We start from the raw sequence: 13,698 nt of genomic DNA on the forward strand, positions 1-13,698 counted from the left end.
ATGTTTGAACGCTTCACAGAAAAAGCTATTAAGGTGATTATGCTTGCCCAAGAGGAAGCTCGTCGCCTTGGTCACAACTTCGTGGGTACAGAGCAAATCCTCCTCGGTCTCATTGGTGAGGGAACAGGAGTTGCTGCTAAAGTACTCCGCTCTATGGGCGTCAATCTCAAGGATGCTCGCATTGAAGTTGAAAAAATTATTGGTCGGGGTTCCGGTTTCGTCGCCGTAGAGATTCCTTTTACGCCCAGAGCCAAGCGGGTTTTAGAGCTTTCCCTCGAAGAGGCGCGCCAGTTGGGTCACAACTACATTGGCACGGAGCATTTGTTACTTGGCTTGATTCGTGAAGGGGAAGGGGTTGCTGCCAGAGTCCTCGAAAATTTAGGGGTAGATTTATCTAAGGTCAGAACCCAAGTCATTCGGATGTTGGGTGAAACGGCGGAAGTGGCCGCTGGTGGTGGCTCTTCTCGCAGTAACAAAACACCAACCCTCGATGAATTTGGTTCTAATCTCACCCAGCTCGCTAAAGATGGCAAATTAGACCCTGTTGTTGGTCGCCAAAATGAAATCGAACGGGTAATCCAGATCCTTGGGCGACGTACTAAGAATAATCCTGTCTTGATTGGGGAACCGGGGGTCGGGAAAACCGCGATCGCCGAAGGTCTGGCCCAAAGAATTTCCACGGGTGATATCCCCGATATCCTCGAAGAAAAACGGGTGGTCACCCTCGATATCGGTCTCCTCGTCGCCGGGACAAAATATCGCGGTGAATTTGAAGAGCGTCTCAAAAAGATTATGGACGAAATTCGTCAAGCTGGAAACGTGATTCTGGTGATTGATGAAGTCCACACTTTAATCGGTGCAGGAGCTGCGGAAGGGGCGATCGATGCTGCCAATATCCTCAAGCCTGCCCTTGCCCGGGGTGAACTGCAATGTATCGGGGCGACCACCCTTGATGAATACCGCAAGCACATTGAGCGCGATGCTGCCCTTGAACGTCGTTTCCAGCCCGTCATGGTGGGTGAGCCTTCTGTGGAAGAAACCATCGAAATCCTCTTCGGTCTGCGGGAACGCTACGAACAGCACCACAAACTGAAAATTTTGGACGAAGCCCTCGATGCGGCGGCAAAGTTGGCAGACCGCTATATCAGCGATCGCTTCTTGCCCGATAAGGCGATCGACTTGATCGATGAAGCGGGATCCCGTGTACGGTTGATTAATTCTCAGCTTCCCCCCGAAGCCAAAGAACTCGATAAGGAACTGCGCGAAGTCCTCAAGTCTAAGGATGAAGCCGTGCGTTCCCAAGATTTCGATAAGGCGGGAGAACTGCGCGATCGCGAAATGGAGATCAAAACTGAAATTCGGGCGATCGCCGCAAGCCAGAAAGAGAAAAGCACCGATATCGATGCTGTGGTCGATGCTGAAGAGATCGCCCATATCGTCGCCTCTTGGACAGGGGTGCCCCTCAACAAGCTCACCGAGAGCGAGTCTACCAAGCTCCTCAACATGGAAGACACCCTACACCAGCGCCTAATTGGTCAGGAAGATGCGGTCAAGGCCGTATCCCGAGCCATCCGTCGCGCCCGGGTCGGTCTGAAAAATCCCAACCGTCCGATCGCCAGCTTTGTCTTCTCTGGGCCCACCGGGGTGGGTAAAACGGAGCTCACCAAAGCTCTCGCTGCCTACTTCTTCGGTTCTGAAGATGCGATGATTCGCCTCGACATGTCCGAATTTATGGAACGGCATACCGTTTCTAAGTTGATTGGTTCTCCTCCAGGCTATGTCGGCTATAACGAAGGCGGTCAACTCACCGAAGCTGTGCGCCGTCGTCCCTACACCGTCATTCTCTTTGACGAAATCGAGAAGGCTCACCCCGACATCTTCAATATGCTCCTGCAAATCCTTGAAGATGGACGCCTCACCGATGCCAAAGGACGCACCGTCGACTTCAAAAACACCCTGATTATCTTGACTTCTAACATCGGTTCCAAGGTGATCGAAAAAGGTGGCGGTGGCCTTGGGTTCGAGTTTGGTGAAGATGCTGCCGAGTCCCAATACAACCGGATTCGCTCCTTGGTGAACGAAGAATTAAAACAATACTTCCGCCCCGAATTCCTCAACCGTCTCGACGAAATCATCGTCTTCCGTCAGCTCAACAAAGAGGAAGTCAAGGAAATCTCCGAAATTCTTCTCAAGGATGTCTTTAAGCGCCTAACAGAGCAGGAAATCACCCTACAAGTGACCGACAAATTTAAGGAACGTCTTGTGGAAGAAGGCTATAACCCCTCCTATGGGGCGCGTCCCTTACGTCGGGCGATCATGCGCTTGTTAGAGGATGTTCTCGCTGAGGAAATCCTCTCGGGCCGTGTTGGTTCTGGTGATACGGCGATCGTCGATATCAACGAAGAAGGAAAAGTGGCCGTCAGTAAGGCAGAAAAAACCCTAGAGCTGGCTAAACAACCAGGCTAGTTTTCCTAAGAAGACTGACCCTAAGACCTTTATGTCAGCCTTAAAATTTAAGTGATTTAACCCTGGGGAGCCTGAGAGCTCCCCTTTTTTATCTGTCAAGGAGAGGTGATTCTTAAGTTTTCCTGATTTTTTTGGGGATTTTCTTGGTTCGATGTAACAATGACTACAGAAAGTATTTTGAGGCTCAGTGAGGAAATCTCTATGAAATTAACCTATCGTGGTGTTTCCTATGATTATCGCCCTGCAACGTTAGAAGTAATGGAAGGGGATATCGTGGGTCGTTATCGTGGGCAGACAATCCGCCGCCACTGTGTAGCCGAAACTCTTGAGCGTCCTGAGGTGGAATCTGTATTACTCCACTATCGGGGGAATACTTACCAAAGTCTTCAAGCTGTGCCCGAGGTCTTACCCCAACGCCAAGCTGCAGCTGCCGCTTGTCCTGTGCAAGTTTTGCCATTGACAAAGCTGATGGGTCAAGATGCTCGCCGGATTCATTTAGAAAATATGCGCCATAGTCTTGAGCGTCGCTTGCAAACAGCCCAAGCTCGGGGGGATGAGCATTTGATTAGCTTATTGCAACAGGAATCCAATGCTTTGCCTTCGATGTAAGCGGGGCTGACACAGTTATCAATTAAGCACAATAGAAAAATATTTTGGAAGTGGTTTTGTGGCTGCTTCCTTTTTTATTTGGGTTTAACAATTGGGGCGATCGCCCTGGGTGAGATTTCCTTCTTCGGGAATAATGGAGAGAATGGTGTTTGCTAAGTAATGATGCGCATTTTATTGGTAGATGATGAACGAGAGTTGCGGGGAGCCCTCAGCCAAATTTTGGGGCGCGAAGGGTACTTGGTTGATCTAGCAGAAACGGGTCAGCAGGGGTTAGAGTTAGCCTTTAACAAAGATTATGATCTCCTAATTTTGGACTGGATGTTACCCCAATGCTCGGGGGTGGAAATCTGTCGAAAAGTACGGGCCCAGGGGCGGACCACACCAATTTTGTTTCTCACGGCGAAAGATACTGTCGATGACCGGGTGTCAGGGTTGGATGCTGGAGCTGATGATTATTTGATGAAACCCTTTGAGCTGCGGGAATTGTTAGCACGGGTCCGGGCTCTGCTCAGGCGATCGCCCGGGGGAGACCCCCCTAATCGTCTAAAAATAGCGGACTTAGAATTGGACATCCCTAACCAGATGGCCTACCGGGGGGGACGCATTATTCGCTTGTCAGTGCGGGAGTTACAACTGTTGAGCTATTTAATGGAACACCCCGAGCAGATTCTTACCCATGAGCAACTTTACCAACACCTCTGGCAAGACGAAGAGGAGTTACCCAGTAGTAATGTGCTGGCGGCCTTGGTGCGGTTGGTACGCCGAAAGGTAGAAGCAAAAGGCGATCGCCCTTTGATCCATACCGTTTATGGGAAAGGATATTATTTTGGTGAACAAAAAGCCTAAAAATCTAGGGTGTTTCTTCTTGTCTTTGGGGTGCTGGCGGGGCCGGCACATCCACATTATTCGGCGCTGGGGCCCTAGACGGCCCCGGATCTGGATTATTTCGGGGTAAGGGGGTGAGAGGTGGCACGGTATCTGCTGGATTATTAAAATCAAACGCGGGCGGTGCTGGCTGCGCTCTATTATCTACTGCATTACTATTGCCATTGTCTGTGTTATCTGTCGTTCCTTCCGAGGATGGATCGAGGGTCTGATCCGTCGTCGACTCAGCACTGCTCTCAGAGTTTTCGCTGGTTTCTGGGGCGATCGCCTGGACTTTTTTTGCACCTCCTTTAATCGGTTCTGCGGTGATCGAACCTACCCGACCATTTAAATTCGGCATCGCTGGAAATGACTCCACGGCCATAGTTCCGGCGATCTGACGCATCAAATTGCCCCAGAGACGTGCCGCTGTACTGCTCGCCCCCCAGGTTGGCCGATTATCATCATTGCCGAGCCATACTCCCGTCACCATCTGGGGAATGTAGCCGATAAACCAAAGGTCCCGCGCCTGGTCAGAAGTGCCTGTTTTGCCAGCGACCGGACGACCAATATTCGCCTGACTGCCAGTACCGCTACTCACCACATTGGTCAGCATCGAGGTCATAATTGCGGCACTATTGGCGTCGATCGCCTGGACTGGCTTTCGATTTGCTTGGTAAATCACTTTGCCGCTGTGATCTAAAATGCGACTGATGCCATAAACTGGCTGGTAGGTGCCGCGATTCGCGAGCGTACCGTAAGCTGCTGTCAACTCCAAAAGATTCACTTCCGAAGCACCCAGGGCGAGAGAATAGGTCGGCTTCAGTTCCGACTCGATGCCCATCCGCTGGGCTAACTTAATAATTGGGTCCCAGCCCACATCCAGCATCACACTCAGGGCGATCGTATTGACCGATTGCGTTAGGGCAGCGGTGAGAGACATCGCTTGATTTGTGAAACTGCCAGAAGCATTTTTTGGCCGATAGCCATCCATGACAAACGCTTTATCCACATAGCTCGTGCTAGGGGACATGCCAGAGGCGATCGCCGCCGCATAGACAAATGTCTTAAACGTAGAGCCCGGTTGCCGTTGGGCCTGGGTGACTCGATTGTACTGATTATTTTCAAAATCCAAGCCCCCCACCATTGTCTTGATCTGGCCATTGCGCGGATCAATGCTAACAATGGCCGCCTGTTCAAAGCGCTGATAACGACCATAGTTGTTAATGCCATCTGCCAAGACCTCTTCCGCCCATACCTGCCACTGGGGATCAAGGGTCGTTTCCACCACAAAACTCCCCGTTTCTAGCTGCTCAGGCGTGAGATACTGCCCTAATTCTCCTTTTATATAATCCGCAAAGTAAGGATATTCACGCAGTAAGCGCTTTGGCGTCTGGCGATTTGTCTCTATGGGAGTGGCGATCGCCGTCTGATAATCGGTCTCCGTAATAAACCCCTCTTCCCGCATGCGGCGGAGCACCTGATCTCGACGCACCGTCGCCGCCTGGAGATTGACAAAGGGTGAATACAAACTGGGAGCGGGGGCTAAACCGGCAAGCATCGCTGTCTCTCCTAGGGTTAATTCTGTCAGAGACTTGCCGAAATAAACCCAAGCCGCATCAGCGACCCCATAGGCTCCAGAGCCCAGATACACCAGATTTAGATAGCTTTCGAGGATTTGCTCTTTCGAAAACCGTTCCTCTAGTTTTGTCGCGAGGCGCATTTCCCGTGCTTTTCGTCCGAAGGTGATGTCCTGGTTCAAAAAGACAATACGGGCTACTTGTTGGGTGATACTACTACCCCCTTCGACAATTTTTCCGGCCCGAAAATTCACATAGACAGCCCGGGCTACCCCCTGTAGGTCTACGCCAAAATGATCGTAAAAACGGCGGTCTTCACTGGCAATAAAGGCTTCTGTCAACGCCTCAGGGATTTCCCAAATCTTTACCTGCTCATGGGATACAGGCCCAATTTCTTCAATCACATCGCCATTGGCGGCTTGAATGGTTAAGGTGCCAGGGCGGGTATAAATTAAAATTTCTTCGACGTTGTTGGGTACGAGAGCTTCTAGTTCTTGCCAGCCGCGATAGAGAATAGCGCCACTGCTGCCAATCCCGAGGAGTCCCCCCGCCACCAGCCAAGGCCACCAACGCTTTTTACGGTGTTTGTGTAACTTGCTAGGGGGCTGGCGATCGCCAGGAAATAGAGCCCTAAGGGCCTTGGGGATTTCTTTGGTGACGGCTTCTGGGTCAGAACCGGGGGAGCGATCGCCCACATCCGCAGGAGAGACTGAATTATGTTCAGACTCCTCGCTTTCTGAATGTAGGGTTTGGGGAAGTGACTTTCTGCCGAAATTAAACACACCAAAATCCTCTGAGTATGACGCTAACCCATTGATTTACAAGCCATTCTTGTGTTCGATATCGGGCCAACATTGAGTCATGTTTTCAAACATGCCAGATAGTCTACAATAAATCCCATAGATTGCAAGGTAATCGCAGAACCGAATGCTGCAAGGGACTGATTTTCTCTTAAGCGGGTAACGCGATTCGAACGCGCGACATTCACCTTGGCAAGGTGACGCTCTACCACTGAGCTATACCCGCTTGCGTGCTGAGCACGTTTACTAATATGCCAAGAAAAAAAGCGGATGTCAAGAGTTAAGACAAAATTTCTCTGGCTTAATTTTTCCAATGGGGGAAAGGGCTAAATTTTACCCATCAAACTCGCCATTTCGAGGGCACTGAGACCATAGCCCCAGCCCAGGTTATTTTTAATCCCTGCCCGTTCGAGGGCCTGTTGCATGGTATCGGTGGTGAGGACACCAAAGATAATCGGCACACCTGTTTGAAAGGAGGCTGCAGCTACCCCTTTAGAGACCTCTGCGGCCACATAGTCAAAGTGGGGAGTATCGCCACGGATCACAGCACCAAGGCAGATGATCGCGTCATATTTGCCGGCATCAGCTAGCTTTTTTGAGACCATCGCAATTTCAAAGCAACCGGGAACCCAGATGTAATCTACCTGTTGACCATCGGCACTGGTGTCTACACCATGGCGACGGAGACAGTCTTGGCAGCCGGCCAAAAGTTTACTAGTGACGAGATCGTTAAAACGGCCAATCACGATCGCCAATTTGAGGGCTTGGAGATTGTCGTTATAGGTTCCTTCAAAGGTGGCCATGGTTAAGTCGGGGGGTGAAAAGGACAAAAAATTAAGGTGCAATGGCGCTGGAGCTACCAACGGCGAGGATTGCACCTTGGGGAAAATTAGATTGGGGCGATCGCCAAATGTTAAGAACGAGCTTTAGATTTTTAGATCACGAAAAAATTCAAGACGCCAACGGCAATGACCAGGGCAGTCCAAGCGATGGAGCCCACAAAGATCAAAGATTTAGATTGTTCCCAGTTGGTGGGGGAAGCATAGGCCACAGGAACACCAATGACCATTAGGAACGAAAGAGCTACGAGGGCAGCAAGGGCCAGTTGAAATAAAATTGTCATTTTTTAAAATTCTCCCAAGACAGCAAGCAAATGGGTTGATGGGCTTAGGACGCCAAATAAAATTTTTGAAGATCCTAAAGTTTTTATTGTTTATAGTAAGCTACCAGAAAATAGGTCTTCTCTGGTAGCTGGAATCCCAGGTGATTCTCAAAGAGGGCATTCTCGGTGAGAATAAGAAGGTTTTGTATTGTTTTATTGCTAGAAAATTGTGACTGATTCTCCTCGGAAGTCCCGTTCATTGGCTGGTATCGCCGGTGTTGTGGCGATCGCCACGCTGATCAGTAAGGTGTTTGGTCTAGTGCGCGAACAGGCGATCGCCCGGGCCTTTGGGGTGGGGCCAGTGGTCGATGCCTATGCCTATGCTTACATTATTCCGGGGTTTCTGCTGATCCTGCTGGGGGGGATTAACGGGCCATTCCACAGCGCCCTGGTCAGTGTTCTCTCTAAGCGCGAACAAAAAGACGCGGCCCCCCTCGTGGAAACTGTGTCCACAATGGTGACAGGGGGATTGTTCCTGATCACCATTGTGCTAGTGGTGTTTGCCGGATTTTTTATTGATCTCGTTGCCCCAGGTTTAGAAGGAACAGTCCGGGATTTAGCAATCTTACAACTGCAGATCATGGCCCCCCTAGCGGTGTTTGCCGGATTGATTGGCATCGGCTTTGGGGTATTGAATGCTTCAGATCAATATTGGCTGCCGGGGATTAGCCCTCTTTTTTCCAGCTTGAGTGTGGTGATTGGTGTCGGTAGCTTGATCTGGATCTTGGGAGATAACGTCAATGCCCCAGAATATATGCAACTTGGCTGTATTGTGCTGGCTGGGACGACCCTATTGGGGGCTCTCTGGCAATGGTTGTTGCAAATTTTTGCCCAGTGGAAATCTGGTTTAGGCACGTTACGCCCCCGGCTGGATCTATCGATTCCAGGCGTAAAAGAGGTGTTGCGGGTGATGCTACCGGCGACCCTATCCTCAGGGATGCTCCACATAAACGTCTACACGGATATGTATTTTGCCTCGTCCATTGTGAGTGCGGCGGCAGCGATGCGCTATGCCAATTTCATCGTGCTAACGCCCTTGGGGATCATTTCCAACATGATTCTTGTGCCTCTATTGCCGGTATTTTCGCGCTTGGCAGCGCCCGATAGTTGGGATGACTTAAAGGTGAGGATTCGCCAAGGGTTGCTATTAACGGCCCTGTCGATGTTGCCCTTGACGGCAATTTTTGTGTCTCAATCTAAGACAATCATTCGGATTGTCTATGAATATGCGGCCTTTGATACCACGGCCACAGAGATCGTCGCGCCGGTTTTGATTGCCTATGGTCTCGGCATGTTTTTTTATCTGGGCCGAGATGTACTTGTACGGGTTTTTTATGCGTTGGAGGATGGCGTCACCCCGTCGCGGATCAGTGTTTTAAATATTTTTTTAAATGCGATTTTTGATTATATTTTGGTGAAACAGTTTCAAACACCGGGTTTGATCTATGCCACGGTGGGGGTCAATGTTGTTTCTATGGTGATGATGATCGCGATTTTGAATCGCCGCCTAAAGGGTCTGCCGTTGCTGGAATGGGGGGTTAGCTTGCTGGGTCTAACGGGGGCGGCGATCGCCTCTGGGTTCGTCAGTTGGGGTATTTCCCTCGGAGTTGAATCCTTGAGCTTTGGCCAAAATCTCTATGTGCAGGGATTGGAATTGTTGGTGGCGATCGCCCTAGCTTTAGTCGTCTTTTTTGGTCTGGCCAGTACCCTAAAACTCCCCGAGCTAGATATTTTTTGGCAGCGGGTCAAAGGCAAACTCAAGCGCAGTTAAGTTGTTGATTTAATAGCCTAAAAACTTTGGTTGGTTTGACGGGACAAATAAAGATTGAAAATCGATAGCACGAAAATCACCAAGAACAAAACCAAGCCAATGGTGCAAGCATAGCTAATTTCCAAATTCTGAAACGCTTGCTCATAGAGGTAATACACCACTGTCTTTGAGGCATTCAATGGCCCGCCTTGGGTCATCACATAAATTTCCTCAAAAACCTTTGTCGCAGAAATGGCCGAAATCACTGACACCAACAAAATATAGGGGCGCATCAAGGGCACTGTAATATCCAAGTGTTGCCGCCAACCGTCCGAACCATCGAGGGACGCGGCTTCATACAATTCGGGAGAAATCGCTTGGAGGCCAGCTAAGTAAATCACCATGTAATAGCCCAACCCTTTCCAGATTGTCACCAGCATTACACTCCAGATCGCCAAACTCGGATCTGTCAGCCAAGGAATACCCTCCCCAAAACCAACTTGTCTTAGCAATTGATTAAAAAAACCATTGGATGTGTAGAGCGCTCGCCAAGCAATCCCCGCGACCACTAAAGAAACAATTACTGGGGTGTAAAAAGCAGCTCGAAACCAAGAAATCCCCCGCAGGGTTTGATTGACTAAAATTGCGAGACCCAGGGAAAAACTCACCAAAATGGGCACAACTCCCACCAAATAAAGCACAGTATTTCCTAGGGTTTTCCAAAACAGAGTGTCTTGCAGCAGCCGGACAAAGTTTTTTAAACCCACCCACTGGGGCGCCTGGGTTAAGTCATACTGATATTCTGTAAAGCTGAGGTAAAAGGCCTGGATCGCTGGCAGGGCCACAGCTAAACCCAAGATCATTAGGGCGGGCAACAAAAAAAGATAAGGGGTAATCGGGGTTAACTTGAGCTTCATGGGGAGATGTGAGCACACAGGAATTTAGATGTATCTTACGGCAAAAGTTCCTTGGGATCGGGCTCAAGCGGTTCCTGAATGGTCGGGGTGTCTTAACCAAGGAAAAGCGCTGATTTGTTAAGCTAAAGATGAGGAACATCTCTATTTTTATTCCTTCTGGAAAGTTTTATGGCCCGTTTAAATCGACGAACTGTTAAGCGTTTATATCGCAAGGAGCCGGTGTCTAGCTTTCTGATTGTGATGGGTTTGATTGAGGTGGTGATTGGTGGGGTGGATGAGCAATGGGGTTTGTTTGTGGTAGGCCTTGGGTTTGTGCTGGGGGCGATCGCCATCCGCTGGTCACGCATTCGCCGAGATCCCCAGGACTTCAAACAGGTTTTGCCCCGTCGTTATTTGCCCTCTAGTGAGATGAATGTGCCTCTGCCTCACCTTGCCCGAGAAAAACAGCGCGGATGACCACGACCACACCTATCCATACCTGGAAAATTGGCACCGTCGCCCGCCAAAGCGGTTTGCCGGTCAAAACTATTCGCTACTACGCTGACCTCGGTCTACTGGGAGACACCATGGGGCGATCGCCAAAAGGATACCGGCTTTTTTCGGCGGCCGTGTTGAATCGTTTGGCTTTTATTAAACGGGCCCAAGCCCTCGGTTTAAGCCTCCAAGACATCCGCAATATTCTCGCAGTACATGATGCAGGGACCCTACCCTGTGGGGTGATCAGGGAGCTTCTAGAAGCGCAATTGCAAGAAATTAACCAGCAAATGGCGACCTTGAGGATCCTCAAGGGAGAATTACAGGGTATTCTGTCTGGTTGGCAAGATTTTTCAAATCAGCCCCAATCTCCTTCGACGATTTGCCCTAATTTACGATGACGCCCCTCCAACAACGCTGGTTTGCACAACTCCAACAACACCAGGCGATCGCCATCATTCGCACTGCGGATTGGCAACAGGGGGTCAAGATGGCGGCCATCGCCATTGCAGGGGGGTTACATCTCATTGAAATCACCTGGAACAGTGACCAAGCCGGGCGAATTATTGAAACCCTACGGGAAAAATTTCCGAGCGCCCTAATCGGTGCAGGGACTATTCTGACACCAGCAGACCTAAAAGAGGCGATCGCCAGTGGCGCCAGTTTTGCCTTCAGCCCCCATAGTGATCGCGATCTAGTTAAAGTTGCCCACCTACGGGATGTGCCGATGGTGCTTGGCGCCCTTACCCCCAGCGAAATTTACCAAGCCTGGCGTTGGGGCAGTGATGGCGTGAAAGTATTTCCGATCAAAGCTGTGGGGGGTACAGCTTTTATCCATTGTCTCCGGCCGGCCCTCGCAGAAATCCCCTTGATTCCCACCGGAGGGGTTACCCTCAAGAATGCACCTGAGTTCATCCAAGCCGGGGCGATCGCTGTTGGTTTATCCAGCGATCTATTTCCAGAAACCATGGTGCAACGGGCAGAGTGGCCCCAGCTCACCCAGCGTATCCGCCGACATCATCCCAGCCAATGGCGATAAATAAAAAAACGATCACCAAACTGGCGATCGCACTGGTTAAATGAGGGTAATTTCACCTCAATTTGCCACAAATATATATCGCTTTTTCCGTAAACAGAATTCTCAGGAGATGCCAATGGTCAAATTTATTCACAGCCCTAGCATCAACCCCCAGAAAAATTAAATGTCCTCATCCACTCCCAGTTGCTTGAGATGAATATGTTTACGGCCAAGGGAAATTTCAAATTCATCCCCTGCTTTGAGTCCCATTTTTTTTGTGTAGGCAGATCCAATTAAAAGATTGCCATTAGACTGCACACTAATACGGTAGGTAGCAGCTCGACCACCACGACCCTGGGTGCTGGCATTACTATCAAGTTGTACCCCTTCTGCTTCAATCAAGGCATTGTAGAACTTCATCATATTGACACGCTCAACCCCATTTTTGGTGATCGTGTAATAGCCGCAAGCTCTCGCTTTTTCTTCTTTGCTGTGGTTCTCAAGTTCTTTGACCTTCGCCAACAAGGCATCACCGGTCAATATTTCAATCTTTTTCTTTGTAGCCATTTACTTATTACGAATGAATGACGATAAACGAGTGTTATGGGATAAAGCCTGCGAATTCTTTTTATTTCGCTGCCCCCCTTTAACTGTTTAATGAGCTGTTTCTTAGGTTTATATTACATTATTCTCACTTAAAATAAAGATTAAGACAATTTTTCTTTTTGAAAAGAATTGATTTTCTTCTTTAAAATGTCAACTTTTTTTGTAAAAGGGTAGCCATGAAGCTGACCACTAAAGGCCATTACAGCGTCAAAGCTTTACTTGATATTAGTTTGCAACCTGGCTATGGCCCCACCTCTGTAAAGGCGATCGCCGAACGCCAGAACTTACCTGCTCCCTACCTTGAGAAACTCTTGATTGAAATGCGTCGCGCGGGCATTCTTCGTTCGGTGCGTGGCGCCCAAGGAGGCTATCAACTACTATCAAAACCCGAAGATATTTCCCTTGGTCAAATTCTTCAGGCGATCGGTGAAACCGTTGATCCTCTCCCGCACCATGAGCCCCAGCCCAACCAAGCAGAAGATTGGGTAACTTTTAGCCTTTGGCAGCGGCTTCACCAAAAACTCCAAGAGGCACTTTATAACATCACCCTTGCCGATTTATACTATGATGCCCGGAGTTGGAAAGCGGCCCAGGGAGAAGCAACAAGTTTTGTGATTTGAGGTTGTCCTCTGGTTTATTTTTTTGATCTCGAATGAATTGGGAGGGCGATCGCCTTAGCCGCGATCATCTTTTTGGAGACGGAGAACTGGGAAGACAACATCACCCAAATCACTTAAAATCTGGGTTTCACGCTGTTAATTAAAAAATAAAATTGTGCTGTCGAGAAGATATCAACGCATTTGTCAGACCTTAGATTGCCGTCAACCAGATCTCACGGTGATCATGGAAGATGTCCATAAACCCCATAATATTTCGGCAATTATTCGCACCTGTGATGCAGTGGGCGTACTAGATGTCCATGCAATGAATCAGGTTGTCGATGGGGAAGAACTGACTACCTATGCTCAGGTAGCCCAGGGCAGTGAAAAATGGGTCAACCTCTACCGTCACCCGGATATCTCTACGGCAATTCAATCTGTGCAACAACAAAACTTCAAAGTTTATGCAGCCCACTTAAGCGATCGCGCAGTGGATTATCGTGAAATTGACTACACCCAACCCACAGCGATTTTAATGGGGGCCGAACGTTGGGGTGTCAGCAATACCGCTGCCGAGCTTGTGGATGGCCACATTATTATCCCGATGCTGGGCATGGTGCAATCGTTAAATGTTTCCGTGGCGGCGGCTGTTATTTTGTTTGAAGCCCAGCGGCAACGACTCCAGGCAGGCTTGTATAATCAGCCCCGCCTCACCCCAGAGCTTTACCAACAGAAAGTTTTTGAGTGGGGTTACCCCGAACTGGTAGATCATTACCGCGATCGCCAACTGCCCTATCCTCCCCTCGATGCCGAGGGGCAGATCATCAAAGCCTAGATAGTCCCACAGACCAGG

General features: G+C 49.4%; 14 protein-coding genes and 1 tRNA gene. 9 read left to right on the plus strand and 6 right to left on the minus strand.

All coding sequences use genetic code 11. The annotated features are described in order from the left end of the window. The 3 genes from ACZ45B_RS00005 (at position 1) to rppA (ending at position 3,921) form a co-directional block, all read left to right on the plus strand. Positions 1-2,466 carry an ATP-dependent Clp protease ATP-binding subunit gene (locus tag ACZ45B_RS00005; protein ID WP_024545676.1) on the plus strand — a complete coding sequence of 822 codons (2,466 nt, stop codon included), beginning with the start codon at positions 1-3 and terminating at the stop codon, positions 2,464-2,466. A gap of 201 nt (positions 2,467-2,667) precedes the next feature. Then, the gene (locus tag ACZ45B_RS00010; protein WP_024545675.1) at positions 2,668-3,075 is read left to right on the plus strand and encodes a DUF4278 domain-containing protein; all 408 of its coding nucleotides are present in this window, start codon (positions 2,668-2,670) and stop codon (positions 3,073-3,075) included. Between the two features lie 162 nt (positions 3,076-3,237). Then, entirely contained in the window at positions 3,238-3,921 is a 684-nt protein-coding gene (gene rppA, locus ACZ45B_RS00015) for a two-component system response regulator RppA (RefSeq protein ID WP_024545674.1), read from the plus strand. A gap of 4 nt (positions 3,922-3,925) precedes the next feature. Here rppA and ACZ45B_RS00020 read toward each other — a convergent pair whose 3' ends face one another. From ACZ45B_RS00020 to psbZ, 4 genes are all read right to left on the minus strand, one after another. Beyond that, entirely contained in the window at positions 3,926-6,214 is a 2,289-nt protein-coding gene (locus tag ACZ45B_RS00020) for a PBP1A family penicillin-binding protein (RefSeq protein ID WP_081699640.1), read from the minus strand. Between the two features lie 259 nt (positions 6,215-6,473). Continuing rightward, positions 6,474-6,545, minus strand: a tRNA-Gly gene (locus tag ACZ45B_RS00025). A gap of 100 nt (positions 6,546-6,645) precedes the next feature. Then, positions 6,646-7,122: a 6,7-dimethyl-8-ribityllumazine synthase gene (gene ribH, locus ACZ45B_RS00030; protein ID WP_024545672.1), complete on the minus strand. Its 477-nt coding sequence runs from the start codon at positions 7,120-7,122 to the stop codon at positions 6,646-6,648. 131 nt (positions 7,123-7,253) lie between these two features. Further along, a complete protein-coding gene (gene psbZ, locus ACZ45B_RS00035; RefSeq protein ID WP_024545671.1) occupies positions 7,254-7,442 on the minus strand; it encodes a photosystem II reaction center protein PsbZ in 189 nt (62 codons plus the stop codon). Between the two features lie 208 nt (positions 7,443-7,650). On the opposite strand from psbZ, the gene murJ reads away from it, so the two are divergent. Continuing rightward, a complete protein-coding gene (gene murJ, locus ACZ45B_RS00040) occupies positions 7,651-9,252 on the plus strand; it encodes a murein biosynthesis integral membrane protein MurJ (RefSeq protein ID WP_024545670.1) in 1,602 nt (533 codons plus the stop codon). 17 nt (positions 9,253-9,269) lie between these two features. Here murJ and ACZ45B_RS00045 read toward each other — a convergent pair whose 3' ends face one another. Continuing rightward, positions 9,270-10,148, minus strand: coding sequence for a carbohydrate ABC transporter permease (locus ACZ45B_RS00045; RefSeq protein ID WP_024545669.1), 879 nt, complete (start codon positions 10,146-10,148; stop codon positions 9,270-9,272). A gap of 168 nt (positions 10,149-10,316) precedes the next feature. Here ACZ45B_RS00045 and ACZ45B_RS00050 point away from each other — a divergent pair, with 168 nt between their 5' ends. Genes ACZ45B_RS00050 through ACZ45B_RS00060 form a run of 3 tightly spaced genes read left to right on the plus strand, consistent with a single transcriptional unit; the run spans position 10,317 to position 11,661 of the window. Continuing rightward, on the plus strand, positions 10,317-10,604 hold the full coding sequence (locus ACZ45B_RS00050; RefSeq protein WP_024545668.1) for a hypothetical protein: 288 nt from the start codon (positions 10,317-10,319) through the stop codon (positions 10,602-10,604). Beyond that, the gene (locus ACZ45B_RS00055; RefSeq protein WP_024545667.1) at positions 10,601-11,023 is read left to right on the plus strand and encodes a heavy metal-responsive transcriptional regulator; all 423 of its coding nucleotides are present in this window, start codon (positions 10,601-10,603) and stop codon (positions 11,021-11,023) included. Before ACZ45B_RS00050 ends, ACZ45B_RS00055 begins: the two co-directional genes overlap by 4 nt. Continuing rightward, positions 11,020-11,661, plus strand: coding sequence for a bifunctional 4-hydroxy-2-oxoglutarate aldolase/2-dehydro-3-deoxy-phosphogluconate aldolase (locus ACZ45B_RS00060; protein WP_024545666.1), 642 nt, complete (start codon positions 11,020-11,022; stop codon positions 11,659-11,661). Before ACZ45B_RS00055 ends, ACZ45B_RS00060 begins: the two co-directional genes overlap by 4 nt. 159 nt (positions 11,662-11,820) lie before the next feature. Here ACZ45B_RS00060 and ACZ45B_RS00065 read toward each other — a convergent pair whose 3' ends face one another. After that, the gene (locus ACZ45B_RS00065) at positions 11,821-12,207 is read right to left on the minus strand and encodes an AbrB family transcriptional regulator (protein WP_024545665.1); all 387 of its coding nucleotides are present in this window, start codon (positions 12,205-12,207) and stop codon (positions 11,821-11,823) included. A 215-nt stretch (positions 12,208-12,422) separates the two neighbouring features. Between ACZ45B_RS00065 and ACZ45B_RS00070 the strand changes: the two genes are divergently transcribed. Together ACZ45B_RS00070 and trmH are read left to right on the plus strand one after the other, a co-directional pair. Beyond that, positions 12,423-12,866, plus strand: a complete 444-nt coding sequence (locus ACZ45B_RS00070) for an Rrf2 family transcriptional regulator (RefSeq protein WP_024545664.1) — start codon at positions 12,423-12,425, stop codon at positions 12,864-12,866. 154 nt (positions 12,867-13,020) lie between these two features. After that, positions 13,021-13,680: a tRNA (guanosine(18)-2'-O)-methyltransferase TrmH gene (gene trmH, locus ACZ45B_RS00075; protein ID WP_024545663.1), complete on the plus strand. Its 660-nt coding sequence runs from the start codon at positions 13,021-13,023 to the stop codon at positions 13,678-13,680. Positions 13,681-13,698 lie beyond the last annotated feature (18 nt).

Source organism: Picosynechococcus sp. NKBG15041c, from assembly GCF_055380235.1.